General features: G+C 74.6%; 20 protein-coding genes, 2 tRNA genes and 1 other RNA gene. 10 read left to right on the top strand and 13 right to left on the bottom strand.

Annotated elements, in window-relative coordinates:
• The first annotated feature begins 633 nt into the window (after positions 1–633).
• The 4 genes from ACFWJ4_RS10075 to ACFWJ4_RS10060 all read left to right on the top strand — a co-directional run bounded on the left by ACFWJ4_RS10075 (position 634) and on the right by ACFWJ4_RS10060 (position 4,001).
• Complete coding sequence (locus ACFWJ4_RS10075) at positions 634–1,926, top strand: helix-turn-helix domain-containing protein (protein ID WP_359905690.1); 1,293 nt, start codon at positions 634–636, stop codon at positions 1,924–1,926.
• 192 nt (positions 1,927–2,118) lie between these two features.
• Complete coding sequence (locus ACFWJ4_RS10070; RefSeq protein WP_380541463.1) at positions 2,119–2,883, top strand: CGNR zinc finger domain-containing protein; 765 nt, start codon at positions 2,119–2,121, stop codon at positions 2,881–2,883.
• On the top strand, positions 2,883–3,827 hold the full coding sequence (locus tag ACFWJ4_RS10065) for a metallophosphoesterase (RefSeq protein WP_380541460.1): 945 nt from the start codon (positions 2,883–2,885) through the stop codon (positions 3,825–3,827). The genes ACFWJ4_RS10070 and ACFWJ4_RS10065 overlap by 1 nt, the downstream gene beginning before the upstream one ends.
• Positions 3,828–3,927: 100 nt before the next feature.
• Positions 3,928–4,001: transfer RNA gene (locus ACFWJ4_RS10060), tRNA-Pro, on the top strand.
• A 482-nt stretch (positions 4,002–4,483) separates the two neighbouring features.
• On the opposite strand, the gene ACFWJ4_RS10055 is transcribed toward ACFWJ4_RS10060, so the two are convergent.
• On the bottom strand, positions 4,484–7,300 hold the full coding sequence (locus tag ACFWJ4_RS10055) for an ATP-binding protein (RefSeq protein ID WP_380541457.1): 2,817 nt from the start codon (positions 7,298–7,300) through the stop codon (positions 4,484–4,486).
• 222 nt (positions 7,301–7,522) lie between these two features.
• Here ACFWJ4_RS10055 and ACFWJ4_RS10050 point away from each other — a divergent pair, with 222 nt between their 5' ends.
• From ACFWJ4_RS10050 to ACFWJ4_RS10040, 3 genes are all read left to right on the top strand, one after another.
• Complete coding sequence (locus tag ACFWJ4_RS10050; protein WP_380541454.1) at positions 7,523–7,900, top strand: nuclear transport factor 2 family protein; 378 nt, start codon at positions 7,523–7,525, stop codon at positions 7,898–7,900.
• Positions 7,901–8,319: 419 nt separating this feature from the next.
• Entirely contained in the window at positions 8,320–10,176 is a 1,857-nt protein-coding gene (locus ACFWJ4_RS10045; protein WP_380541451.1) for a S9 family peptidase, read from the top strand.
• Entirely contained in the window at positions 10,173–10,850 is a 678-nt protein-coding gene (locus ACFWJ4_RS10040) for a hypothetical protein (protein ID WP_380541448.1), read from the top strand. Before ACFWJ4_RS10045 ends, ACFWJ4_RS10040 begins: the two co-directional genes overlap by 4 nt.
• 27 nt (positions 10,851–10,877) lie before the next feature.
• On the opposite strand, the gene ACFWJ4_RS10035 is transcribed toward ACFWJ4_RS10040, so the two are convergent.
• From ACFWJ4_RS10035 to ffs, 10 genes are all read right to left on the bottom strand, one after another.
• Entirely contained in the window at positions 10,878–11,657 is a 780-nt protein-coding gene (locus ACFWJ4_RS10035; protein WP_380541445.1) for an SURF1 family protein, read from the bottom strand.
• Between the two features lie 130 nt (positions 11,658–11,787).
• Positions 11,788–13,104, bottom strand: a complete 1,317-nt coding sequence (locus ACFWJ4_RS10030) for a hypothetical protein (RefSeq protein WP_380541442.1) — start codon at positions 13,102–13,104, stop codon at positions 11,788–11,790.
• Positions 13,097–13,642, bottom strand: coding sequence for a SigE family RNA polymerase sigma factor (locus ACFWJ4_RS10025; protein WP_359905665.1), 546 nt, complete (start codon positions 13,640–13,642; stop codon positions 13,097–13,099). Before ACFWJ4_RS10025 ends, ACFWJ4_RS10030 begins: the two co-directional genes overlap by 8 nt.
• A gap of 290 nt (positions 13,643–13,932) precedes the next feature.
• Positions 13,933–15,108 carry an aspartate-semialdehyde dehydrogenase gene (locus tag ACFWJ4_RS10020; RefSeq protein ID WP_380541439.1) on the bottom strand — a complete coding sequence of 392 codons (1,176 nt, stop codon included), beginning with the start codon at positions 15,106–15,108 and terminating at the stop codon, positions 13,933–13,935.
• Between the two features lie 46 nt (positions 15,109–15,154).
• Complete coding sequence (locus ACFWJ4_RS10015) at positions 15,155–16,435, bottom strand: aspartate kinase (protein ID WP_380541436.1); 1,281 nt, start codon at positions 16,433–16,435, stop codon at positions 15,155–15,157.
• A 326-nt stretch (positions 16,436–16,761) separates the two neighbouring features.
• Complete coding sequence (locus ACFWJ4_RS10010) at positions 16,762–17,475, bottom strand: DUF5063 domain-containing protein (protein ID WP_380541434.1); 714 nt, start codon at positions 17,473–17,475, stop codon at positions 16,762–16,764.
• Positions 17,468–18,067 carry a recombination mediator RecR gene (gene recR / locus ACFWJ4_RS10005; protein ID WP_316522617.1) on the bottom strand — a complete coding sequence of 200 codons (600 nt, stop codon included), beginning with the start codon at positions 18,065–18,067 and terminating at the stop codon, positions 17,468–17,470. Before recR ends, ACFWJ4_RS10010 begins: the two co-directional genes overlap by 8 nt.
• Positions 18,068–18,364: 297 nt before the next feature.
• A complete protein-coding gene (locus ACFWJ4_RS10000) occupies positions 18,365–18,703 on the bottom strand; it encodes a YbaB/EbfC family nucleoid-associated protein (RefSeq protein WP_359905653.1) in 339 nt (112 codons plus the stop codon).
• A 188-nt stretch (positions 18,704–18,891) separates the two neighbouring features.
• A complete protein-coding gene (locus ACFWJ4_RS09995; RefSeq protein ID WP_380541431.1) occupies positions 18,892–21,063 on the bottom strand; it encodes a DNA polymerase III subunit gamma and tau in 2,172 nt (723 codons plus the stop codon).
• Between the two features lie 70 nt (positions 21,064–21,133).
• Positions 21,134–21,224, bottom strand: an RNA gene (ffs, locus tag ACFWJ4_RS09990) — signal recognition particle sRNA small type.
• A 110-nt stretch (positions 21,225–21,334) separates the two neighbouring features.
• Here ffs and ACFWJ4_RS09985 point away from each other — a divergent pair.
• Both ACFWJ4_RS09985 and ACFWJ4_RS09980 read left to right on the top strand, forming a co-directional pair.
• Positions 21,335–21,419 (top strand) — tRNA-Ser (locus ACFWJ4_RS09985).
• A gap of 580 nt (positions 21,420–21,999) precedes the next feature.
• Positions 22,000–23,958, top strand: a complete 1,959-nt coding sequence (locus ACFWJ4_RS09980; RefSeq protein ID WP_380541428.1) for a serine/threonine-protein kinase — start codon at positions 22,000–22,002, stop codon at positions 23,956–23,958.
• A gap of 66 nt (positions 23,959–24,024) precedes the next feature.
• Here the strand turns inward: ACFWJ4_RS09980 and ACFWJ4_RS09975 are convergent, their stop codons facing one another.
• Positions 24,025–24,729, bottom strand: coding sequence for a hypothetical protein (locus ACFWJ4_RS09975; RefSeq protein ID WP_380541425.1), 705 nt, complete (start codon positions 24,727–24,729; stop codon positions 24,025–24,027).
• Positions 24,730–24,910: 181 nt separating this feature from the next.
• On the opposite strand from ACFWJ4_RS09975, the gene ACFWJ4_RS09970 reads away from it, so the two are divergent.
• Positions 24,911–25,312 (top strand): VOC family protein, encoded by a 402-nt coding sequence (locus ACFWJ4_RS09970; protein ID WP_380541422.1) that lies wholly within the window; start codon positions 24,911–24,913, stop codon positions 25,310–25,312.
• Positions 25,313–25,323: 11 nt separating this feature from the next.
• On the opposite strand, the gene ACFWJ4_RS09965 is transcribed toward ACFWJ4_RS09970, so the two are convergent.
• Positions 25,324–26,073 (bottom strand): helix-turn-helix domain-containing protein, encoded by a 750-nt coding sequence (locus tag ACFWJ4_RS09965; RefSeq protein WP_380541419.1) that lies wholly within the window; start codon positions 26,071–26,073, stop codon positions 25,324–25,326.
• Between the last annotated feature and the right edge of the window lie 156 nt (positions 26,074–26,229).

Here is a 26,229-nt window from a genome sequence, read left to right as displayed (position 1 = left end):
GACAACCCCGGCCGAGGGCGCCCGACAGCCCGCCGGACGGCACCGATCCGACCCGGGAACGGGCGGCGGTCGATTCCATGAACAATCGATGCCCGGCTCCGGGAACAAGCGACGGGATTCGGCCACGGTGGCCGATAATGCTTGCACAATATCGGCCGCAATGCCGAAAATTGCCGGATCCGGAGCGAAGTTGCCGGTCCCGGAGGGGCAAATCGAACGCTGTGACCGCTTCGCCGAAAATAGTCCGCGTAGTACACTCGTTCGCGCGTCGCTTGAGCAGCCGATGGCGGCGATCACCTCACCTCGAATCACCGTCGAATCATCGCCGAAGACCGCCACGAACAACTGCGACAACCCGTCATCACGTCCCCGATTCATTATTCCACGGCACTGGCACACTGCCGCCCAGGCACCTGGCGGCCCTGACACCTGGCGGCCCGGGTCCCTTGCGCCCCCTGCCGGAACGAGCACACACGCCTGCGCTCCGCCCGGCTGCCCGACCGCCCGGCGACAGTGATCGCTTTTCGGAGCGATGGGCGCCGTAAAAGCGGCGCATCGAGTTCTGACTTTTATTCTGCTCACAACAGCAGGAAGCGCGGGGGAATGGACAACAATCAGCTTCGATCGATGTTGGTGACCCAACGGAAGATGGTCGGCTGGAGCCAGGAGCAATTAGCCGAACACTCCACTGTCAGCGTCCGCACCATTCGCAACCTGGAAACCGGCGCCATCAAGAATCCGCGACGCAGCTCCGTGGAACTCCTGGTGGGCGCGCTGTTCGCCGCGGCGACCAACCGGGACGACACCCTGCTCTCCCAGGTCGTTCACGCGGGCGCCCCGGCCGGGCTGCCGCCCACCCGGCCGGAACCCGGATTCCCGGCCCGCGTCGCCGAGCTCCCGGACAACGCGCGGTGGCGGGGACTGCGACCCAAGACGGACATCACCGTCGGCCGACGGGCCGACCTGCTGCACGTCGTGACCGCCCTGCGACCGGGCCGTCCGCTGGTGCTCACCGGACCCGCCGGGGTCGGCAAGACCCGGCTGGCGCTGGACTCGGCCGCCCACCTGCTGGACCGCTTCCGGGACGGCGTCGTGGTCCTGGAACTCGGCTCGGTCACCCCCGAGGCCGTCGACCCGGCGGCCGCCTCGGCCCAGGCCCAGCGCGCGCTCGACACCCTCCTCCGGGGCTTCGGCCGCGACCCGCGGACCGGCCCCGAGCTGCAGCTGCTGCTGGTCGTCGACAACGCCGAGCACGTCATCGACACGGTGGCCCGGCAGGTCAGGACACTGCTGGCGCGGCACCCGGCACTCCACATCATGATCACCTCGCTGCGGGCGCCCGCCGGGGTCCCCGCCGACCTGTGGGAGGTCTCACCGCTGTCGGTCGACCACCCGGACGGCCCCTACGGCTGCCCGCCGGCCGCCGAGCTGTTCTGCCACCGGGTGCACTCGGTCGCCCCGACGCTCGACCTCGGCGACCAGATGCCGCAGGTCGTCGAGCTCTGCCGACGCCTCGGCGGCCTGGCGCTCGCGATCGAGAACGCCGCCGTGCGGATGCGCTCGGTGCCCCTGCACGTCCTGGTGGACGAGTGCCGGGTGCTGCCGATCCTCGGCCAGGAGGAGGTCGGCGGGCTCTCCCACCACCGCTCGCTGCACCGCAGCCTCGCCTGGGCGTACGGACTGCTCGACGAACGGCAGCGCCGGGCACTCAGACGGCTCTCCCGGTTCCCCGAGGAGTTCTCCATCGACGACATCCGGCAGGAGCCCGTCGACGGCGGCGGCCCGGCCGGCCGGGAGCCCTCCCGCAACCTCGACGTCCTCGCCGAACTGGTCGACTTCTCCGTCGTCCAGGTGAATCGCGGCCACCAGTACGCGTACCGGGTCCCCCGGATGATGCGCGAGTACGTCAACGCCATTCCGGCCTGAGGCCGGCCCGCGCCCCCGTCGCCCGGAGTGCCGCTCCGGGCGACGGGGGTGCCGGGCGACGGGGTGCTCCACGCCTCCGGGGAGGGGCCTCCTGAGCAAGGGTCAGCCCTTCCGCCCGGCAGCGGCCCACCCCTCTCCGTTCCCCCTCCGGCCCCGTAACCCGTCTTCCCGGTTACACCTATCCTGGGGCGCATGACCGACGGAGACGACCCGGTCCCCCGGAACGCGGCCGACGCGACCGACCCCGCCGACCCCGCCGCCGCACAGCCCGACGGCACGGCCGGCCGGCACACCCCGCCCGGGCTGGTCCTCACCACCCCCGGAGGCAGCCGCTTCCACTTCGACCCCGGCGCCCTCTGCCTGGAACTGCTCACCACCGGCGGACCCGGCCCGTACGCCCGGTACGAGGTGCTGCACCGGCCCGCCGACCTCGCCGCCTGGCTCCCGCCGTCCCGGCTGCGGCTGCCCGCCGACGCCGTACGGATCTCCCCCGCCGAGCTCACCGCCACCCGCACCCTGCGCGACGCCCTGTGGCGCCTGGCCGCCGCCCACGCCCACGGCCGCCCCGGCGAACCCGAGGACTACGCCGTCCTCAACCGGGCCGCCGAGCACCCGCCGCTGGTCCCCCGGATCGCCCCGGACGGCACCGCGGCCGCCCCACCACCCGCCGACGGAGCCCAGCTGGCCTCCGCCCTCGCCCGGGACGCCATCGCCCTGCTCACCGGACCGTACGCGGACCGGATCCGGGAATGCGGCGCCCACGACTGCCGACTGATCTTCGTCGACACCTCGCGCCCCGGCCGCCGGCGCTGGTGCTCGATGGAACGCTGCGGCAACCGCCACAAGGTCCGCTCCCTGCGCGCCCGCCGGGAGACCGAGGAGACGCCCCCGGCCACCGCCCTCCCCGCCGACTCCGGGCGTGCGCCCGCTGATCCACCGTCTGAGAGCATGGGCTGATGCGACCGCTGTACTCCGTTCCCCTCGGCATCGCCGCCGCCGGCACCGCCTGCCTCGCCTACTCCGTCGGGTACGAGGTCCGGGCCTTCCGCCTCCGCCGGATCGAGGTCCCCGTCCTCCCGCGCGGCGCCCGCCCGATCCGGGTCCTCCAGGTGTCCGACATCCACATGGTGAGCGGGCAGGGCAAGAAGGAGCGCTGGCTGAAGAGCCTGGCCGGCCTGCGCCCCGACCTGGTGGTCAACACCGGCGACAACCTCTCCGACCCGCTCGGCGTCCCGGCCACCCTCGACGCGCTCGGACCCCTCATGGAGTTCCCCGGCGTCTACGTCTTCGGCTCCAACGACTACTACGGCCCGGCCCGCAAGAACCCGGCACGCTACCTCCAGGCCATGCGCAGCGGCGCCCACGGCATGAACAACCCCGACGGCACCGCCCGCCGCGGCATCACCGGAGCCGTCCACAACCCGTGGGAGAAGCTCCGCGACGGCTTCGACGGGGCCGGCTGGCTCGACCTCACCAACACCCGCGGCCGGCTCACCGTGAACGGGCTCGACCTGGAGTTCACCGGCCTCGACGACCCCCACATCCGCCGCGACCGCTACAGCGACGTCGCCGGCGGCCCCTCCGCCGACGCCGACCTCTCCCTCGCCGTCGTCCACGCGCCCTACCTGCGCGTCCTCGACGCCTTCACCGCCGACCGCTACCCGCTGATCCTGGCCGGCCACACCCACGGCGGCCAGCTCTGCATCCCCTTCTACGGCGCCCTGGTCACCAACTGCGACATCGACACCCGCCGGGTCAAGGGCCTCTCCACCCACACCGCCGGCGGCCACCGCTCCCACCTCCACGTCTCGGCCGGCTGCGGCACCAACCGCTACACCCCCGTCCGCTTCGCCTGCCCGCCCGAGGCCACCCTCCTCACCCTCGTCCCGGCCCCCCGCTGACCCCCGCCGGACGCCCGCCCGAAACCGGATTTCGTGTCTCGGCGAGCGTCCGGTAGAGTTCTACTCGTCGCGAAGGAGACGGAGCGACAAACCGCAAGACCGGGGTGTGGCGCAGCTTGGTAGCGCGCTTCGTTCGGGACGAAGAGGCCGTGGGTTCAAATCCCGCCACCCCGACCCACTGCAGAGGGCCTGCCGGAGAAATCCGGCAGGCCCTCTGTCGTTGTGCGGGGCCGCCCGGGTGACCGATCCTCAGCCGCTCCGGCGGTGGGGGCCTGCCGCCGAGTCCGCCGGTCGGTGGCCGGCGGGTTCCGCCGGCCGGGTGTGCCGGGTCCGGCCGGCGGCCGGGCTCCGGATCGCGGACCTGCGGCGACGCCCCGTCCGGACGGGGCGTCGGAGCTCCCTGCACGCCCGTGGTGCCGTCGCCGGCCGGTTCGCCCGCGGCCGCCTCCGCTCCGGCCCCGGAATCGCGCTCGGCATCGACGGGGCCACCGCGATCGTCGCGGAGGGGCCCGCCGTGCGGATCCCCGGAACAGGTCGTGGTTCGCGCCGTGTTCGGCCCCTGGAAAGCTCCGGAGCGGACGGCGGGAAGGGCCTCGGACCACCAGTGGGGCGGGCACGCGGGCGCGAGTGGACGCGGTGCGCCGGGCCGCGTCGGGTCAGAGGACGGTGGTCAGTTCGGTGCGGGAGGTGATGTTGAGCTTGGGGTAGGCCTTGTAGAGGTGGTGGGCGACGGTGCGGGGGCTGAGGAAGAGCTGGGCGGCGATGTCGCGGTTGGTGAGGCCCTGGGCGGCGAGGCGGGCGATCTGGAGTTCCTGGGGGGTGAGGGGGGACTGCGGGGTGCCGGTGGGGGTGGCCGGGGCGGGGGTGCCGGTGGCGGAGAGTTCGGTGCGGGCGCGGGCGGCCCAGGGGTGGGCGCCGAGGCGGTCGAAGGTCTCCAGGGCGGCGCGCAGGTGGGGGCGGGCGTCGGTGCGGCGGCGGGTGCGGCGCAGCCATTCGCCGTAGAGGAGGGCGGTGCGGGCCTGTTCGAAGGGGCGGTGGGCCGTCGCGTGCCGGGAGAGGGCGGCGCGGTAGGCGGTCTCGGCGAGTTCGTCGGGGCCGAGCAGGGCCTGGCAGCGCAGGCGCAGGGCCTCGGCCCAGGGGCGGTCGGCGGCGGCCGCCCAGCGGGCGAAGCGCTCGTAGGGTTCGGCGGCGCGTTCGGGGGTGCCGAGGCGGACGGCGGCCTCGACCAGGTCGGGGACGGCCCGGGTGGCGCTGATGTGGTGCCGGTGCGGGCCGGTGGTGAGGGTGTGCAGCCGGTCGGCGGCGTCGCCGGCGCGGCCCTGGCCGAGGTCGAGCAGGGCGAGCGCCCACTGGACCCAGGCCAGGCCGGCCGCGGGGGCGGCGGTCTGCGGGCCGGTGGTGGCGAGGGCGGTCGCGGCGAGTTCGGCGCAGCGGTCGGTACGGCCGTCCAGCGCGGCCAGGCAGGCGAGCAGCGCGGTGAGTTGGCTGACCCACTGGTGCTGGCCGGTGTCCCGGGCGAGGCCGAGGCCTTCGGTGGCGGTGAGTTCGGCGTCGCGGTGCCGGCCGTGGAAGAGCTCGGCCTCGGCCAGGAAGAACTGCAGAGTGGGCATCACTCCGACGGTGCCCTTGGCGCGGGCTTCGGCGATCAGTTCGGCGGCGAGTTCGGCGGTCTCCTCGTCGCGCCCGAGGACCAGGGTGGCGCCGCACAGCTGGACCAGGTCGACCGGGCTGTCGGCCCCTGCCCGGCGGGCGGCCTCCACGGCCTCCCGGACGGGCCGGAGCGGCGCGGCGGGCCGGCCGAGCGCGGGCAGGACGGCCGCGGGCAGGTGGCGGGCGAGCGGGGCGAGGGGGTCGTCGGCGGCGAGCGGCAGGACCGCCAGACGGTCCAGGACGGCGACCACCGGTTCCTCCCCCGCGTACCAGGCGGCGTGGAAGGCCTGGAGCAGCATCCGGGCGGCGTACATCGGGTCGATGTCGGTGCCGGCGGCGTCGAGCAGCAGCCGGTGGGCGGTCGGGTGCGCGCCGCGCCAGAAGTGCGCGGTGGCCCGGACCTGGTCGAGCAGGGCGTGCGCCAGGACGTTGTCGGTCCGGCCGGAGGCCTCGTCGGCGAGCACCTCCGCGCGCTCCAATTCGCCTTCCTCGGTGGCGGCTTCGGCGGCCAGGACGAGCCGGCGGGTGGCGCTGTCGCGGTCCGGGGTGAGCCGGGCGGCGCGCTCGTACGCGGCGGCCCCGCCGTGGCCGCCGCGGCGCTCGGCGCGGACGGCGGCGCGCTCCAGCGCGTCGGCGAGGCCCGCGTCGGGGCCGGTGGCGGCCAGCGCGAGGTGCCAGGTGCGGCGGTCGCCGTCCGGCAGGGCCCGCGCCACGGCCTGATGGACCGTCGTCTTCTGGTGGTGCGGAGCGCGTTGGAGGATCGCTGAGCGCAGCAGGGGGTGCCGGAAGGCGATCCGGCGGTCGGCGGTGACCGTCGCCAGGCCGGACTCCTCGGCGGGCGCGAGGTGTTCGGCGGTGACGCCGAGGGCGGCCGCTGCGGGCAGGACGACGTCCAGCGCCCCGCTCTCCTCGGTGGCGGCGACCAGCAGCAGCGTCTGGGTGGCCGCGGGCAGGCCGGTGACCTGGCCGTGGAAGGCGATCAGCAGCCGGCTGGTGAGCGGCAGGCCGCCCGGCGCCGACGTGTGCGGCCCCGCGGCGACCGGGAGTTCGGTGAGTGCGAGCGGGTTGCCGGCCGCCTCGGCGAGCAGCCGGTCGCGCGCGGCGGCGGGCATGCCGGGGCCGGCCCGCCGGGCCAGCAGCCGGGTGGCGTCGGCCTCGGACAGTCCGGTCACCTGTCGTTCGGGCAGCCCCAGCGGGCGCTCCGTCGCGCCGCCGTCGGCCCCGGGGCCACCGCCGGTGCGGGCGGCGAGCAGCAGGGCCACCCCCTCGGCCTGGAGGCGTCGGGCGGCCAGCAGCAGCGCGTCCAGTGAGGCCCGGTCCAGCCACTGCACGTCGTCCATGACGCACAGCAGGGGCTGGTCGGCGGCGAGTTCGGCGAGCAGACCGAGCGTGGCGAGCCCGACGAGCAGCCGGTCGGCGCGCCCTTCACCGGCGGCCGGGCCATCGGCGACCGGGCCACCGACAGCCGGGCCATCGGCGACCGGAACGCCGTCCGCCCCGTGGCCGCCCGGCCGGCCCTCGTCGGAGAGCCCGAACGCCGCCTCCAGCGCCCGCCGTTGCGGCCCGGGCAGGGCGTCCAGCCGGTCCAGTCCGGGTGCGAGCAGCAGGCTCAGCCCGGCGTACGGCAGCTCGGCCTCGTACTCGACGCCGGCCGCCCGGATCACCCGGAACGACTCCCCCGCCCGCGCCACCGCGTCGTCCAGCAGCGCGGTCTTGCCGATGCCGGCCTCGCCCCGGAACAGCAGCACCCCGCTGCGGCCGGCCCGCGCCGCGTCCAACAGGCCGTCCACGGCGGCCTGTTCGCCTTCCCTCCCGTACAGCATGCCCCGACCCTACCCACCCGGGCCCGCGCCTCCGTCGGCACCGGCACCGACGCCACTACCGGCACCGGTACCGGCACACCGCCGCACGGCCCGGCACACCCCGGCGGAGGCTACGTACCCCCATGCCCATACGTGACGGATTCGCCGCCCGCCGCCCGTCCGTACCGTGGTGAGCACCGGGAAAGACCCGGCCAACCACCCACCGGAACACGGGAGATGACGATGACCGAGATCGCCACCGCCGCCCTCCAGCAGCTCGCCGAGCGCTACCTCGCGGTGTGGAACGAGACCGACCCGGCGGCCCGCCGCAAGCTGGTCGACGAGGTGTGGGCCGAGGACGGCCGCTACACCGACCCGCTGGCCGCCGTCACCGGCCGGGACGCCGTCGACGCGCTGATCGGCGCCGCTCAGGCCCAGTTCCCGGGGCTGGAGTTCACCCTCGGCCCGGTCGACGCCCACCACGACATCGCCCGCTTCACCTGGAACCTGGGCCCGGCCGGCGCGGAGCCGGTGGTGATCGGCTTCGACGTGCTGGCGGCCACCCCGGACGGCCGGATCGGCGCGGTGTACGGCTTCCTCGACCGCGTACCGGGCGCCTGAGCCGCAAACCGCGTACCGGGCGCCTGAGCCGCAGACCGCCGCGCCCGCCCGAGGGCGGGCCGCCCCCACCGCGCCCGCCCCTCGGCGCCGGACTGGCCCTCGGCGCCGGACAGGCCCTCACCGCGGACGGCGCCGCGGACGGCAGTGTCCGGTGGCCGGCGCTCGGGATCGCGCTGATCGGCCTGGTCCACTGCGGCGCCGGCGGCCCGACCGCCGCCGTAGGCCGCAGCGTCCTCGCCCTGGCGTCGCTGGAGCCGGTGCCCGTGGGCCTGGTCCGGTTCCTGCCGCTGGGAACGCCGCCCGGGGGCCGGTCCCCGCCCGCCCCGGAGCGGCCGTGGCGGGATCCCGGCACGCGGGGCGGGTGGCCGAAGCCCACCCGCCCGTTCCCTTCCCTCCCCCCGATCGGGTTGGATGGTCGGATGAGCGAGGAGAAGAGCGCCGTACCGGCGTGGGAGCAGCGGTTCAGGGCGGCCCGGGTGTCCCTGCCCGACTGGGCCGAGGACGCCCCCGACCGGGCGTTGTACGTGTCCAACGCGACCGGCACCTACGAGGTCTACGCCTGGGACCGCGCCACCGGCGCCCACCGCCGGGTGACCGACCGTCCGAACGGCACCACCGACGCCGAGCTGTCCCCCGACGGCGACTGGGTCTGGTGGTTCGACGACCACGACGGTGACGAGTTCGGCGTCTGGCGCCGTCAGCCGTTCGCGGGCGGCCCCGACGAGGAGGCCGTGCCCGGCCTCGCCGCCTCCTACTCGGCCGGCCTGGCCCTCGGCCGCGACGGCACCGTGGTCGTCGGCCGCTCCACCGACGAGGACGGCACCACCCTGCACCTGCGCCGCCCCGGCAGCGCCGAGCCGGTCGAGATCTACCGGCACGAGGAGTACGGCGGCATCGGCGACCTCAGCCACGACAGCACCCTGCTCGCCATCGACCACACCGAGCACGGCGACGCGATGCACTCCGCGATCCGGGTCGTCCGCGTCACCGGGGACGGCGGCGTCGAGACCGTCGCCGAGCTGGACGAGGTCACCGGCCGGGACGAGCCGCGCGGCGTCGCCTGCCTGGGCTTCGCGCCGGTCGAGGGCGACACCCGGCTGCTGGTCGCCCACCAGCGCACCGGCCGCTGGGAGCCGATGATCTGGGACGTCGCCACGGGCGCCGAGACCGCTCTCCCGCTGCGTGACGAGCAGGGCCGCGAACTGCCCGGCGACGTCTCCGCGCAGTGGCGCCCCGGCGCCGGTGAGCTGCTGGTGGAGCACGAGTACGAGGCGCGCAGCGAGCTGTTCTCGTACGGGCTCGCCGACGGCCGGCTGACCCGCCTGGACACCCCGCGCGGCACCGTCGGCGGCGCCACCGCCCGTCCGGACGGCACCGTCGAGTACCTGTGGTCCTCCGCCGCCGAGCCCTCCGCCGTCCGTTCCACCGCCGGTACGGTCGTGCTGCGGGCGCCCGGCGCGGTGCCGCCCGGTTCGGTGCCGGTCGAGGACGTCTGGGTGGACGGGCCCGGCGGGCGGGTGCACGCCCTGGTGCAGCGGCCGTCGACGGCCGCCCCGGGCCCGTACCCGACCGTGTTCGAGATCCACGGCGGCCCGACCCACCACGACAGCGACTCCTTCGCCGCCGGTCCGGCCGCCTGGCTGGACCACGGCTTCGCGGTGGTCCGGGTCAACTACCGCGGTTCGACCGGCTACGGCCAGGCCTGGACGGACGCGCTGCACGAGCGGGTCGGCCTGATCGAGCTGGAGGACATCGCGGCGGTCCGCGCCTGGGCCGTCGACAGCGGCCTCGCCGACCCGGCCCGGCTGGTGCTCACCGGCGGCAGCTGGGGCGGCTACCTGACCCTGCTCGGCCTCGGCGTCCAGCCCGACAGCTGGGCCCTCGGCGTCGCCGCCGTGCCGGTCGCGGACTACCACACCGCGTACGCCGACGAGATGGAGGCGCTCAAGTCGCTGGACCGCACGCTCTTCGGCGGCACCCCGCAGGAGGTGCCGGAGCGTTTCACCGCCTCCTCGCCGCTGACCTACGTCGAGCAGGTGCGGGTGCCGGTGTACATCAGCGCCGGGGTCAACGACCCGCGCTGCCCGATCCGGCAGATCGACAACTACGTCGAGCGGCTGGAGCAGCTCGGCAAGCCGCACGAGGTGTACCGCTACGACGCCGGGCACGGCTCGCTGGTGGTGGAGGAGCGGATCAAGCAGCTGCGGCTGGAGATCGAGTTCGTCCGGCGGCACCTGGGCGCGGTCGGGAGCGACGCAGACGGAGGGGCGGCGTGAGACGTCTGCTGCTGCTCGCGGGGGTGGCGGTGGCCGGGGCCCTGGTGCTCAGCGGCTGCTCGGGCTCGCGGCCGGAGGTCGCCTCCTGCCCGCCCCCTGCCGGCCCGCCGGTGCCGACCTCCTCGGTCGTCGCGCCCAAGCCGGCCGTGCCGACCACCACCGCACCGCCGACCGGCGCCGTACCGCCCGCCGGCGCCGTCCCACCGACCGGCGCCGTACCGCCCGCCGGTGCCACGCCGCTCGCCACGGCGACCCGGGCGAGCGCACCGGGCACGGGGATCGCGGGCGGGGTCGCGGGCGGGATCGCGGGCACGGCCGTCCTGGCGGCGGCCTACGAGTCGACCGACCCGGACGGCACCGTCGAGCTCGCCAAGGGTTCGAAGGGGTCCGGCGGCTCCTCGGGCTCCTCGGGTTCCTCCGGCTCGAAGGGCTCCAAGGGGTCGAAGACCGGTCGCACCGTGCACCACCACATCGACCACTACGACTCCGACGACCACAACGGCAACGGCAACGGCCACTGCCACAGCGACCCGACGCCGCTGCCCACGGGCTCGTCCTCCCCGACCCAGCAGCCGCTCCCGACGCCGACACCGACACCGGCGGCGCCGACACCGACAGCGCCCCCGCCGGCGGTCAAGCCGACAGCGGCACCGGCCCTTCCGACCAAGCGCTGAGAGCGGGGTCGGACCAGGACGCGCCGGTCAGTCCAGGACCGGGTCCAGCCCGAGGGCCCGGTCCTGCTCCGCCTCCGCCTCGCGGCGCACCAGGCGGAACCACATGAAGACGACGAACCCGGCGAAGACGAACCACTCCAGGGTGTAGCCCAGGTTCTGGAACGCGCGCAGGGTGAGCCCGTCGCCGCCCTGCGGCTGCACGGTCGGTACCGGGGCCAGCCCGGCGGGCGCGTCGTCGGCGGCCACCCAGCCGTCGTACCAGCCGTCGTACTCCAGCACGTTCAGCAGCGACGCCCGGTTGATCATGCCGAGCTGCCCGGTCGGCAGACCGCCCGCCACCGCGCCGTTGCTGCCCACGGCCTCGTTGGCCTGCAGGCGCCCGGTCACCGTCACCTCTCCGCCCGGCGGCGGCCCGGCCGCGGCCGGGTCCCCGCCCGCCCAGCCTCGCACCACGGCGACGGCGTGACCGTCGGCGGTGCGCAGCGGGGTGAGCACGTAGTAGCCCTGCTTGCCGTCCACCACCCGGTTGGGGACGAGCAGTTGGTGCTCGCTGTCGTAGGTGCCGGTCACCGTGACCGTCCTGCCGACGGTCTCCGTGCTCACCTGCGGAGTCGCCTGGTTGAGCAGCGCGTCGATCGGCCGGGCATCACTCGAAGCGGTGACCGCCTGCTTGGTCTCCTGGTGCGTGGACACCCGGTCCTCGAACCGGCCGAGCTGCCAGGAGCCCAGCCACAGGCACACCGCCACGGCCGCCACGGCCACGACGGTGCCGCCGAGCCAGCGCGAAGTCAGGAGGAACCGGTACACACCCCCACGGTAACCACTCCTCACACCCGCCCGGCCCCCGGGCCCCGGCCACGGCGGCCGGGCGGCCCGCCGCGGCCGCCCGTCGTCACCGCTGCCCGGCGTCGCGGCTGTCCGTCGCCGCCGCCCGCGGTCACCCCGCCGTCGGCGAGCCCGACGGCTGCGGCACCGCACCGCCCAGGTTCTGGACGCCGCCGCGGTAGACGGTGCCGCTGCACGCCACGGGCAGGGTCGCCGTGGCGGCCACCGGGCTACCGGGGGCGGGGGTGTGGGCGATGGTCACGGTGGACGGTGCGGCGGTCGGGCCGCCGGTCGGGGTCGGGGTCGGGCTGGGAGCCGTGCTGGGGCCCGCCGACGGGGACGAGGAGGCCGGCGGGTTGGCGCTGGGCTCGCTGGAGGGGACGGAGGCCGGGGCTCCGGGCTCGATGGCCGGGACGTCCGAGCGCAGGGCCGCCTGGTTGACGCCGCTCGACGGGGTGGTCAGGGTGCCGGAGCCGGTACAGGTCCGGTCGGGGACCCAGGCGAACGGCACCCGGTACCCGGCCCGCGGCGCGAGCACCGGGGGCTCCCCGTCCATCGCGGGCAGGCCGGCCGCCGGGTCGCCCGGCGCGTGGTCGGCGGTGCGGATGCGTCCGCGGTCGCCGCCGCTGACGGCGGTGACCGCCACCGAGCCCGGCCCGCCGAGCCGGCAGCTGCGCACGGAGACGTTGTAGACGGTGAACGAGCCGTAGATCCGCCCGTCGCCGTCGGCCGTGCCGACCCGCGCGACGCCTTCGCCGAGGTCCGTCCGGGTGCAGAGCGGGACGATGCCGCCGTCGCCGGCCCCGGAGGTCCCGGAGGGCGCGACGCCGCCGTCGGTTTGCGTCAGCCCGCCGCCGGGGGTGTGCGAGGCCGCGGCCGTACCGGTCGGTGAGGTGGCGGCGCCGGTGCCGCCCGCGCCCGTCTGCGTGGCCGCCCCGGTACCGCCGGCGGTACCGGCGACACCGCTGGGGGACGCGGCGGCCGGGCTCTTGGCGTCGGCCGAGCCGGGACCGCCGGAGAGCCCGAGGTGCTCCCCCTCGTGCAGGACGGGCAGGCCGATCGCGACGGCGAAGGCGAGTGCGGCCGCCCCGGTCCAGGCGCCGCGCCGGGCGGCCCGGCGGCGGGGCACGGCCCGCCGGATCCGCGGCAGCCCGCCCACGGCGGGCTGGATGCCGGAGACGGCGCCGTGCAGCCGCTCGCGCAGCGCCCGTTCGTCGGCGGACAGGTCCAGGAGTTCCGGGACCTCACCCGCGGGGCCGTTCGCACCGGGATTCCCGGCCGCGTTCGGACTGGACGCGTGCGGACTCGGTTCGGCCGGACTCGGTGCGTCCGGACTCGGTGCGCGCGTACCCGGCGACTTCGACTCGGGCGCCGTCGGCTCGGACGCCCCGTCGACCGGTCGCCGACGGCCGTCGTCCGCCTCAGCCATGTCCGGCCTCCATCTGGACGCGGAGGGCGGCGAGTCCGCGGGAGCCGTAGGCCTTCACCGAGCCGAGCGAGATGCCCAGGGTCTCGGCGACCTGCGCCTCCGTCATGTCCACGAAGTAACGCAGCACCAGAACCTCCCGCTGACGGCGTTGCAGACCACGCAGCGCGGCCTTCAACTGGTCGCGCTCCAGGGCATCGTAGGCACCTTCTTCTGCACTGGCCATGTCAGGCATGGGCTTCGGCAGCAGTCGCAGCCCGAGGATGCGGCGGCGCAGCGTGGAGCGGGACAGGTTGACGACCGTCTGCCGCAGGTAGGCCAGGGTCTTCTCGGGCTCGCGCACCCTGCGCCGGGCGGCGTGCACCCGGATGAACGCCTCCTGGACGACGTCCTCGCACGTCGAGAGGTCGTCCAGGAGCAGTGCCGCGAGCCGCAGCAACGAGCGGTAGTGCGCCTGGTAGGTCTCGGTGAGCAGGTCCTCGCTGGTACCCGCGTCGGTACCGGCGCCGGAGTCCGCCGCACCGCGTGCGGCCGCCGTCATCTGGTCTTCTTCCGGCCTACTCGCAGGCCACGGGGCGCGCGACGGGAAGGGCACCGCGGCTCTCGCCGGGATGCCCGCCCTTGCCCCCACCATCACGTTCGCCACGCACGTTGGACACTCGATCCCCTGTCATGGTTGCCCGGCTCGGGGCCCATTCTTCCGCATCGGCGGAAGAGGCCTCCAGGGGATTCCCCCGGGATTCCGGACAGATTGTGTCGAGGAGCGAACACAGGTATGGACACAGCTGTGGACACAAGCGGGCACTTCGGAACGCGCGAGGGCCCCGGGACCTAGTGCTCCGGCTTCTCCGGCCCCGTCGGCCCCGTCGGCCCCGTCGACCCCGTCGGTTCGGCCGTCGCCGCCGAGTCCGGCTCCACGTCCGACTCCACGTCCGGCTCCGCGTCCACCGGCTCGCCCGCCGTCAGCTCCGCCGCCACCAGCTCGGCCAGCTGCACCAGGTTGAGCGCCGACCCCTTGCGCAGGTTGTCCCCGCACAGGAAGAGGTCCAGCGCGTCCGGCTCGTCCAGCGCCCGCCGGACCCTCCCGACCCAGACCGGGTCCGTCCCGACCACGTCGTTCGGCGTGGGGAACTCGCCGGCCGCCGGGTCGTCGTAGAGCACCACGCCGGGCGCGTCCCGCAGGATGTCCTGCGCGTGCTCCTGGGTGACCTCGCGTTCGAACCGCGCGTGCACGGCCAGCGCGTGGGTGCGGACGACCGGGATGTGGACGCAGGTCGCCGAGACCTTCAGGGCGGGCAGGCCGAGGACCTTGCGGGACTCGTCGCGGATGCCCGTCTCCTGGGCGGACCAGCCGCCCTCGCGCAGCCCGCCGGTCCAGGGCACCGCGTTGAGCACCAGCGGGGCGGCGAACGGCCCCTGATCGGCGATCAGCGCGCGCAGGTCACCGGTCTGCCGGCCGACGGCGGCACCCGCCACCAGCCCGGTCTGCGCGCGCAGCGCCGCCTCGCCGTCGCGGCCCTCGCCGTCGGCGGCCTGGTAGGAGGCGACGACGAGCTGCGCCAGCCCGTACTCGGCGTGCAGCGCCCCCACCGCGGCGATCATCGCGAGGGCGGTGGCGGCCGGGCTGGCGACGATGCCGCGCGGGCGGATCCGCAGCGCGGCCGCGTTGACCTCCGGGACCACCAGCGGCACGTCCTCGGCGGTGCGGAAGACGGCCGAGCCGTCGATCACCACGACGCCCTTGGCCGCCGCGATAGGCGCCCACTGCGCCGAGACCGGGTCGGGGACGGCGAACACCGCCACGTCGATGCCCGCGAAGGCCTCCTCGGCCAGCGGGACGACCTCGACGGCCTCCCCGCGCACCACCGCCTTGCGGCCGGCCGAGCGCGGGGAGGCGACGAGTCGGATCTCGCCCCAGACGTCCTGGCGGAGGGAGAGCAGCCCGAGCAGCACCTCGCCGACCGCGCCGGTGGCGCCGACGACGGCGAGGTTCGGACGCCGGGTCATCGCCCGGCGCCCCGGCAGGACCCGGTGATCCGGCCCCGCGTCCGGGTCATCGCCCGGTGCCGCCGTAGACGACGGCCTCGTCGCTCTCGCTGTCCAGGCCGAAGGCGCTGTGCACGGCGCGGACTGCCTCCGGCACGTCGTCGGCACGGGTGACCACCGAGATGCGGATCTCCGAGGTGGAGATCAGCTCGATGTTGACGCCCGCGGCGGACAGCGCCTCGAAGAAGGTCGCCGTGACGCCCGGGTTGGAGCGCATGCCGGCGCCGACCAGCGAGATCTTGCCGATCGCGTCGTCGTAGCGCAGCGACTCGTAGCCGATGCCCGCCTTGACCCGGCCCAGCGCGTCGATGGCCTTCTGGCCCTCGGTCTTGGGCAGGGTGAAGGAGATGTCGGTCAGGCCGGTCGACGCGGCGGAGACGTTCTGCACCACCATGTCGATGTTGACCTCGGCGTCGGCGATGGCGCGGAAGATGCGCGCCGCCTCGCCCGGCTTGTCGGGCACGCCGACGACGGTGACCTTGGCCTCGGAGGTGTCGTGGGCGACTCCGGAGATGATGGCCTGCTCCATCTCGCCCCCTTCGGGCTTGTTCGGGTTGTCGTTGCTGACGATCGTCCCGGGAAGACCCGAGAAGGACGAGCGTACGTGAATCGGGATGTTGTAGCGACGGGCGTACTCGACACACCGATCGAGCAGCACCTTGGAACCCGACGAGGCCAGCTCCAGCATGTCCTCGTAGGCGATCCAGTCGATCTTGCGGGCCTTCTTCACCACGCGCGGGTCGGCGGTGAACACGCCGTCCACGTCGGTGTAGATCTCGCAGACCTCGGCGCTGAGCGCGGCGGCGAGCGCCACGGCGGTGGTGTCCGAGCCGCCCCGGCCCAGCGTGGTGATGTCCTTGCTGGTCTGGGAGACACCCTGGAAACCGGCCACGATCGCGATGTTGCCCTCGTCCAGGGCGGTGCGGATGCGGCCGGGCGTCACGTCGATGATGCGCGCCTTGTTGTGGACGGAGTCGGTGATGACACCGGCCTGGCTGCCCGTGAAGGACTGTGCCTCGTGCCCCAGGGATTTGATCGCCATGGCCAGCAGCGCCATGGAGATGCGCTCTCCAGCGGTCAGCAGCATGTCGAACTCACGGCCGGCAGGCAGCGGTGACACCTGCTCCGCGAGTTCGATGAGCTCGTCCGTCGTGTCGCCCATCGCGGACACCACGACGACGACCTCATGGCCGACCTTCTTGGTGTCAACGATCCGGCGGGCCACGCGCTTGATGCCTTCGGCATCCGCAACGGATGAGCCGCCGTACTTCTGCACGACAAGGCCCACGTGCGCTCCTCGACTCGAAGTCTTTTCCGGGGGCTCCGGGCCCCCGTACCCCCCTGGGAAGAGGGGGGTGCGGTCGTCGTCAGTCTACCGAGCAGGGGTGCTCCGACCGGCTCTTTCCATATGGTGAGACGGTAGTTTCAGCACGTGAGCGGCCGTGCGGGTGGCTCCGCCGTCAGGTCTGCGGGCGATTCGGTACGGCTCCGAAGAATCGGCGGATCGGGGGACGGCGATCCGGCCGGATTTCTTTTCCGGCCGGGACGCTGAGGCATTCGTCACAATCCGAGAGGGCCGTCGCGGAATACCGCCCACCGGCTGCCGCCGACCGTCTACCGCCCGAGGCCGAGCTCGGCCGCCATCAGGTCGCCCGCCTGCTTTTCGAGCTGCTCGTCGGTGAGCCCGTCGTCGTCGGTGTCCGCGCCGTCCGGCACCGCGCCGAGCGGGCTGTCCAGCCGGACGTGGGCGATCAGCGACTGCAGGGCCCGCAGCACCGCCGTGCAGGTCGTGCCCCAGTTGGAGAGGTACGAGAACTGCCACCACCACAGCGCCTCGCTGATCCGGCCCTCGCGGTAGTGGGTCAGCCCGTGCTGGAGCTCGCTGACCACGCCGGCCAGGTCGTCCGAGATCCGGAAGGCGTTGGGCTTCTCCGGCGGGCCGTACGGGTCGAAGACCTCGTGGTAGACGTCGATCGGCGCGAGCAGCTCGGCGAGGCGCTCGCGCAGCTGCTCGCCGTCCGGCTCGGGACCGGCGTCGGGCTCGAAGCGGTCCTCCGGGACGACGTCCTCGATCGCACCCAGCCGGCCGCCGGCCAGCAGCAGCTGCGAGACCTCCAGGAGCAGCAGCGAGACCGCGCTGCCCGGCTCGTCGCCCTTGGCGACCTCGGTGACGGCGAGCACGAAGCTCTCCACCGAGTCGGCGATCTGCACGGCGAAGTCGTCCGGCTCCGAGCCGTGACCGTGAATGTGCGGGGCGTGCGCACCCGGTTCCCCGTGGGACTGCTGGTGGGGGGTGTGGGGCTGCTGGTTGATCGTCCGGTCAGACATCGAGCAGTCGTCTCCCTTCGAAGGCGCGACCGAGGGTGACCTCGTCCGCGTACTCCAGATCCCCGCCGACGGGCAGGCCGCTCGCCAGACGGGTCACCTTCAGGCCCATCGGCTTGCAGAGCCGGGCCAGGTAGGTGGCGGTCGCCTCCCCCTCCAGGTTGGGGTCGGTGGCCAGGATCAGCTCGGTGACCGTGCCGTCCGCGAGGCGCGACAGCAGTTCGCGGATGCGCAGGTCGTCCGGGCCGACGCCCTCGATGGGGCTGATCGCGCCGCCCAGCACGTGGTAGCGGCCGCGGAACTCGCGGGTGCGCTCGATGGCGACGACGTCCTTGGACTCCTCGACCACGCAGATGACGGCGAGGTCGCGGCGCGGGTCCAGGCAGACCCGGCACTGCTCGGCCTCCGCGACGTTGCCGCAGACCGCGCAGAAGCGGACCTTGTCCTTGACCTCCAGCAGCGCGTGGGCCAGCCGGCGCACGTCGGTCGGGTCGGCCTGCAACACGTGGAAGGCGATCCGCTGGGCGCTCTTGGGCCCGACGCCGGGCAGCCTGCCCAGTTCGTCGATCAGGTCCTGAACCACGCCCTCGTACAACGTCGCGCCTTCCCTCGGATGGTCGATGGTGCCGTATGCCCGGTGGTGGCCGGTGACGGTCGGTGGTGGCCTGTGACGGCCTGCTGGTCCGTGGTGGCCTGGCGGCCGGGGGTGGCCTGACGGCCGGGTAGCGGACGACCGGTGGTACCGGACGGCCGGTGGTGCTCCGGTGCCATCATCCAACGAATCGGGCGTCGGACACAGCGCCCGACGCCCGACTCCCACATAAATCACATAGGTCTGTCGTCTGAACTTCAGACCTTCTGGAACGTAGAGCCGACGTTAGAACGGCCGACGTTAGAACGGCAGGCCGGGGATGCCGCCGCCCAGGCCCTGGGTCAGCGGGCCCATGCGCTCGGCCTGCATCTTCTGCGCGGTCTGGTTGGCGTCCCGGACGGCCGCCAGGATCAGGTCGGCCAGCGTCTCGGTGTCCTCCGGGTCCACGGCCGCCGGGGCGATGGTCAGCGCCACCAGCTCACCGGCGCCGGTCACCGTCGCCTCGACCAGGCCGCCGCCCGCCGAACCGTTCACCTTCGTCTCGGCCAGCTCCTGCTGGGCCTTGGCGAAATCCTGCTGCATCTTCTGCGCCTGCTTCAGCAGCTGCTGCATGTTGGGCTGGCCACCACCGGGGAACACGGCTGTCTCCTTGCTGTCACGGCTGTCATACGGTGCTTCGTTCGTCACCGCCGAGCCTACGTGCTGCCCACCGCTCCGGGACCCGGACCGGGGCCCGGCTCCGGGGCGGCTCAGGGTCGGCCCGGGGACGGCGCCGGGGCCCAGGCCCGGGACGGCGCCGTTGCAAGCGGGCGGGGCCGGGGCCCGGCTCAGGAGCCCTGGTGGTGGATCTCCTCCAGCACCGTCGCGCCCAGCTCGCGGATGATCAGCTCCTGCCCGGAGAACACGTCCTCCTTCAGGTCCGGATCGTCCGCCTCCGGGATGTCGTCCTCCGGGGCCACCGACCGCACCGGACGGGCCTGCGCGGCCTGGACCGGCGGGGCCTGCACCGGCGCGGGCTGCACGGGCGGCGCCTGGACGGGCGCCGGCGCGGCCTGGACCGGCGGAGCCTGCACGGGCGCCGGGGCGGGCGCGGGCATCGACGGCGCGGCCGCCGCCGGGCGCGCCGGGGCTCCCCAGCCCCCGCCGCCCTGGGCACCGCCGCTCGGCGCCCCGCCACCCGGGCCGCCGGCACCGCCGGACGGGTCGACGATGCACTCGATCCGCCAGTCCACACCCAGCGCCTCGGCCAGCGCGGCACGCAGCACGTCGTCGCTGTTGCTGCCGACGAAGCTGTCCCGGGCACCGGCGTTGATGAAGGACACCTGGAGCACGCTGCCGTCGAACCCGGCCACCTGGCCGTTCTGGCTGAGCAGGATCCAGGTGAAGCGGCGGCGGTTCTTCACCGCCTCCAGGATCTGCGGCCACAGCTGCCGCACCTGCGCGGCGCCCTGCTGCGCGGACGCCGACGGCTGCCCGCCGGGAGCCGCCGCCGGGGCGGGGGCCGGAGCGGGCACGGGAGCAGGAGCCGCCTGGGCCGGGGCCGGGGCCACCTGCGGCTGCGCCGCGGGGGGCGTCGCCGGAGCCGCGGCGGGGGCGCCACCGGCGGGCGGGAAGCTGCGCGGGATCGGCCAGGCACCCGGCGCCGACCCGGCGGGGGCGGCGGGCGGCGCGGCCTGCACCGGCGGCGCGGCCGGGACGGGAGCGGCCTGCACCGGGGACGCGGCCGGGACGGGCGCCACCGGCACCTCGCCCACCGGCGCAACCGCCGCCGGGGCAACCGCCGCCGGGGCCGCCATCGGCATGCCCACCGGGGCCGCCATCGGCGCGGCGAACCCGCCCGCCGCCGCCCGTCGCTCCAGCTTGTCCAACCGTGCCTGCAGCGACAGCTCGTCGCTGTAGGCGCCCGGCAGCATCACCCGGGCGCAGATCAGCTCCAGCTGCAGCCGGGGCGCCGCGTTGCCGCGCATCTCGGTCAGCCCGGTGTTGACGATGTCGGCGGCCCGGCTCAGCTCGGCCGCGCCGAACGCGTCCGCCTGGGCCTGCATCACCGCGACCCGGTCGGCCGGGGCGTCGATCAGCCCCTTCTCCCCGGCGTCCGGCACGGTGGCCAGGATCACCAGGTCCCGCAGCCGCTCCAGCAGGTCGGTGACGAAGCGGCGCGGGTCGTGCCCGCCCTCGACCACCCGGTCGATCACCTGGAACACCGTCGCCCCGTCGTGCGCGGCGAAGGCGTCCACCACCTCGTCCAGCAGCGCGGAGTCGGTGTAGCCGAGCAGCGACGTGGCCATCTGGTACGTGACGCCGCCCTCGGCGGCCCCGGCCAGCAGCTGGTCCATCACCGACATCGAGTCACGCACCGACCCGGCACCCGCCCGCACCACCAGGGGGAACACGGTGTCCTCGACCTGGATCCCCTCCCGGCCGCACACCTCCGCCAGGTAGTCGCGCAGCGTGCCGGGCGGGACCAGCCGGAACGGGTAGTGGTGCGTCCGGGACCGGATCGTCCCGATCACCTTCTCCGGCTCGGTGGTCGCGAAGATGAACTTGAGGTGCTCCGGCGGCTCCTCGACGACCTTGAGCAGCGCGTTGAAGCCGGCCGAGGTCACCATGTGCGCCTCGTCCAGGATGAAGATCTTGTACCGGCTGTGCACCGGCGCGAAGAACGCCCGCTCGCGCAGCTCGCGCGCGTCGTCCACACCACCGTGCGAGGCGGCGTCGATCTCGATCACGTCGATCGACCCGGGCCCGCCGGTCGCCAGGTCCCGGCAGGACTGGCACTCCCCGCAGGGCGTCGGCGTCGGCCCCTGTTCACAGTTGAGGCAACGGGCCAGGATGCGCGCGCTCGTCGTCTTTCCACAGCCACGCGGCCCGCTGAACAGGTACGCGTGGTTGACCCTGTTGTTGCGCAGGGCCTGCTGGAGCGGAGCGGTCACGTGCTCCTGCCCGATGACCTCCGCGAAGGTCTCGGGGCGGTAGCGGCGGTACAGGGCTAGGGACACACCCCCGACGATATCGGGACGGACCGACAAACGCGTCGCCCCTCACCCCTCACCCCGGCCCCGGGAACGCAAAGACCCCCCGTGCACCCGCCAGAGCCCTCCTACCCTTGCTGCCTTCCGGCCCTGGGGGGGTTCAGAGAGATGACGCCACACGAGGGGCTGACCCCCACAGTACCGGATCCCGGCCCCGACGATCCACAGGCCACCCCATCCCTCCGCCTGCGGGACAGGTGGTCGCGACCACCCCGAAACATGTACTAAGCTCTCCCACGGAGGATTCGCCTAGAGGCCTAGGGCGCACGCTTGGAAAGCGTGTTGGGAGCAATCCCTCACGAGTTCGAATCTCGTATCCTCCGCCGGCAGAAGGCCCGGACCGCATCACGCGGTCCGGGCCTTCGTCGTCTCGCGGTTGCCGTTCCGGTTGCGGTCGGCCGGCAACCGGCTCCTGGATCGTCACTGCCTTCCGCATCAGGCCACACCTCGGTCCGCCCCGTCCGCCGGCAGTACAGCCGCGGGCGGCATCAGGATGAAGACCTCCGCCACCACGACCTCGTGGTTCCTTGTGCACTCCCCCACCGACGGCCAGGTACGGCGGCTGACCGAGGGCCGGCCCACCCCCGCCGACCGCCCGCTCCCCACGCCCGACGAGGACCTCCCCCTCCTGGAAGCCCTGGCGGAGGACGGACGCGCCTCCCACACCCGTCTGGCGGAGGCCACCGGTCGGCCGGCGCTCGGTCCCGAGAGGGGCGACGGGTGGGCGCGACGGGGAGGCGGATTGTCGCGGGGCCGTGGGCCGTGAAAGCCAGGGGCGGTGTGATCGTCTGATGATGATTCCGTGACCGCGATCCCGTCCCACGGGTGGTCCCGGACCGATAGCGTCTGCTCCGGACGCGAGGGGTGGGGACGGCCGCGCCCGGCGTCGAGGGGAGCGTGGGCATGCAGCCGCTGGCAGCGGACGATCCGCGGCGGGTGGGCGAGTACCGGCTGCTGCGGCAGCTCGGGGCGGGCGGGATGGGCCGGGTCTACCTCGGCCGGACATCGGGCGGGCGGACCGTCGCCGTCAAAGTGGTCCGTCACGACCTCGCCGGGGACCCCGAGTTCCGGGCCCGGTTCCGCCAGGAGGTGGCGGCCGCCCGACGGGTCGGCGGCACGTGGACGGCACCCGTCCTGGACGCGGACACCGAGGGTGACCGCCCCTGGGTGGCCACCGGCTACGTCGCGGGCCCCGCGCTCAACGCCGCCGTACGGGAGTTCGGGCCGCTGCCCGAGCCGGCCGTGCGAACCCTCGGAGTCGGTCTCGCCGAGGCGCTCACCCATGTGCACCGCCTCGGCCTGGTGCACCGGGACGTCAAGCCGTCGAACGTGCTGCTCAGCCTGGACGGCCCCCGGCTGATCGACTTCGGCATCGCCCGCGCGCTGGACGCCACCACCGTGCTCACCCAGTCCGGCCAGGTGTTCGGCTCGCCGGGCTTCATGTCGCCGGAGCAGGTCAACGCGCTGCCCGCCGGGCCGGCCGGCGACGTCTTCTCACTCGGCGCGGTACTCGCGTACGCGACGACCGGCAGGATGCCGTTCGGCTCCGGGGTGAGCGCGCCCGTCCTGCTCTACCGGGTGCTGCACGAGGAACCCGACCTCTCCGGACTGCCCGGCCCGCTGCACTCGATCGTCCGTGACTGCCTGTCCAAGGACCCGTCCGGCCGCCCGACGCCCGAACGGCTCCGGGAACGGCTGGACGGCGACGGCGCGGCCGCCGCCCGGCTGGGGCAGGGCCACTGGCTGCCGCCGGCCCTGGCGGCGGCGGTCGGGCGCAGCGCCGTGCAGCTGCTGGACCTGGAGGGGGAGCGGGAGGCCCGGGAGGGGACGGCCGCGGAGGGGACGGCCGCGGAGGGGACGGCCGCGGAGGAGAGGGCCGCGGAGGAGAGGACCGCCGCCCCCGGTGCGGAGCCGGTGGTCGCGACCCCGGATCCCACCGGGCGCTCGGTGGTCGCCGAGGTGGCGAGGGCGCAGACGGGCGAGGCCGCGAAGGCCGTACCGGGCGGCGGTGCGTACGCGGTGCCCGGTACGGCTGGGGTTCCCGGTACGGCTGGTGCAGCCGGGGCCGGGATGCCGGCCCCGCCGGGTTTCGGCCCACCGCCCGTAGGGCTCGTCCCGCCCGTCGAGCCCTGGACGCCGGCCCCGGCCCCGGTCCCGGTGCCACCGGCACCGCTCACGGCGCCGACGGCGGTGCCGGGCTACGGGCCGCACCCGCCGCGGCCACGCGGCCGACGGAGGTACGGCGCGCTGACGGCCGTGCTGGTCGGCGCACTGCTGCTGGGCGGCGGGTACCTGATGGTCGAACAACTACGGAGGACCGACGGGGACACCGGCGCATCGAACGCCGGGCGGACCGCCCCGACCGGGGGTGGGGCGGCACCCACCGCCCCGGTTTCGAAGAGCCCGGATCCGAAGGGCCCGGAACCGACCGGTGCTGCCTCCGCTCCGGCCGACGACAGCCCCTCGCCCGGCGCACCCCCCTCGGACCCGGGGCCGGGCGTCGTCCCCGCGAAGTTCCTCGGGACGTGGGTCGGCGAACGCACGGCCGCCGGCGGGGAGGTCACCACCGTCGTCCTCACCGTCGTCCAGTCGGCGGAGAGCGAGGAGAAGAGCAGGATCCGCACCGAGAGGCCGCAGTCCGGCACCTGGTGCGAGGGCGCGTGGACGCTCTCCCAGGCCAACGAGAACCGGATCACCTACGCGCACCGGGTGACCGGCTCCTCCCCCGGTACGAAGTGCCTCGCCGACGAGGACCACGGGGTGGTCTATCCCGCGATCACGATGCTGCCGGACAACACCCTCCGGTACAGCATGGACCTGATCAAGCCGGACCAGTTCATGGTGCTGCGGAAGAAGGGCTGAGGCCGACGGCGGCCTCGGCCGGTACCCGGGCGGCCCGCCCGGGTACCGCCCGCGGGTCTGCGCGGGCTACTGGAGGATGTTGATCGCGCGGGCGATCACCAGGGCTCCGACCGCCAGTGAGACGGCGGCTTGGGCCATCATCAGCGCCTTGGCCCACCTCCGGATCGCGGAGACGTCGGTCGGGCTGAAGGCCGTGGCCGTCCAGAAGGACAGCGAGAGGTAGTCCGCGAAGATCGGCACCCAGTCGGGCGGTGCGTGGTGCGGGTACTGCATCTCCGGGAAGACGAACGCGGGGTCGGCGAACGGACGGTACGCCCGGGCGGCCGCCCCGCCCCGGTCCAGGTCCCAGTACCAGAGCGCGAAGGCGATGACATTGGTCGCCCAGACCACGCCGCCGGTCGCCAGCAGGCCGGTCGCGTTGTCGGCGTAGATCTTGTTGCCGGTCAGGATGTCGGCCACCAGCCGCCCGGCGGCGAACAGGTTCGCCAGCGTCACGAACGCGATCACCAGGTCGGTGACCACGCGCAGCCACCGCCGGCGGCGGTCGATGCGACCGGGGTCGCCGACGATCAGCACGACGAGCAGGACGAGCAGGACCGCCGGCAGCGCCCACGGGGGGCTCTCCCGATAGGTCTCGGGAAGCATGACGTGCAGCAGGGCGGCGATCAGCACCGCGGAGACGACCGGCCACCACCGCTCTCCGGCCCGGGCGGGGGCCGTGCCGGGCGATGGGTGCTCGGGCGGCGGCCCCGAGGAGTCCGGTGTGGGCATGACCCATTCTGATCCGGCGCCGCGACCCTCGCGGGGACCGAGCGCGTCGGGGTGTCGGTGCCGCTTCGAGGCGGGCTCGCGCGGGCGGACCGCGCGGGCGGACCGCGCGGGCGGACCGGGCGGCCCCGGGTGTCCGATTCGTTCAAGACCGGGTGCGTGGGGGGTGTCTAGCGTGGCAGGCATGAACAGCACATCTGCACCGCAGTTCGCCTTCGTCGGGCTGGCCGTTTCGGACATGGCCGCCTCGGTCGCCTTCTACCGGAGGTTGGGGGTGGAGTTTCCGGCAGGGGTCGAGGGGGAGCCGCACGTCGAGGGCACGTTGCCGGGCGGGCCGTTGCTGGTGCTCGACGCCGAGGCCACCATCCGGTCGTTCCATCCCGCGTGGCAGCCGCCGAGCGCCGGTACGCGCTCAGCGCTGGCGTTCCGCTGCGCGAGTCCCGCGCAGGTGGACGCGGTGTACGAGGAGTTGACCGGCGCCGGGTACCACGGGGAGCTGAAGCCCTGGGACGCCTTCTGGGGGCAGCGGTACGCCGTGGTGCACGATCCGGACGGCAACGGGGTGGATCTGCTCGCGCCGCTGTAGGGGGGAGGAGGCTAGGGGAGCAGTAGCGCGGTCACCGGCATGCCCGTCAACTCCCGTACGTCGCGGGCCAGGTGGGCCTGGTCCGCGTAGCCGGCCCGGGCTGCCGTGTCGGCCAGTGGGACGCCGGCCCGGGCGAGGGCCAGGGCGCGTTGCATGCGCAGGATCCGGGCGAGGGTCTTGGGGCCGTAGCCGAAGGCGGTCAGGGAGCGGCGGTGGAGTTGGCGCGCGCCGAGGCCGACCGCCCCGGCCGTCGCGGCGACGGACCGCCCGGCGGCGAGCGAGGCGGCCACCGCGCGGATGAGCGGGTCCTCGGGCGGTGCCTCGGCCGCCAGGCGCAGGGCCAGGGCTTCCAGTGCGGCGGCCGGGTCGGGGGCCGCGTCGATGTGTTCGATGAGGTGCCGGACCTCGGCGGCGGGCCGCAGGTCGGCCAACTCGACGCGCCGGTCGCGGAGTTCGTGGGCGGGGACGCCGAGCAGGGCGGGGGCGGCACCGGGGCGGAAGCGCACGCCGACCCATGGGCCGCGCAGTCCGGGGCCGGGGCGGAAGGCGTGGGTGTCCGGTCCGGCGACCAGCAGCCGGCCTTCCGTCCACAGCAGGTCCATGCAGCCGTCGGGCAGGACGGCCCCGGCCAAGGCATTGCCCGTACGTCCGGCATCCGCGCCCGTGCGTCCGACATCCGTACGGCCGAGGGCCTGCTTCGTCCACACGACCGCGCCGGGCAGCCGGGACGCGCGCTCCAGGTACGGGGAGGACGGGTCCATGACGCGAGGCTACGCGCCCCGGGAGGCGAGCGCGCGGGCGTCGATGGCCCCGGCCGCGCGGCTTGGGTTCTAGGGATCGTTGCAACACCCCAGTTCAAGGGGTGCGATGGACTTCGAGATCCGCAAGGACCGGACCGGGCGGGGACGACGGAAACT

It is taken from the genome of Kitasatospora sp. NPDC127067 (assembly GCF_042724755.1).
Lineage (GTDB): Bacteria > Actinomycetota > Actinomycetes > Streptomycetales > Streptomycetaceae > Kitasatospora > Kitasatospora lactacystinica.
This window is presented reverse-complemented; position numbering and strand designations above follow the sequence as displayed.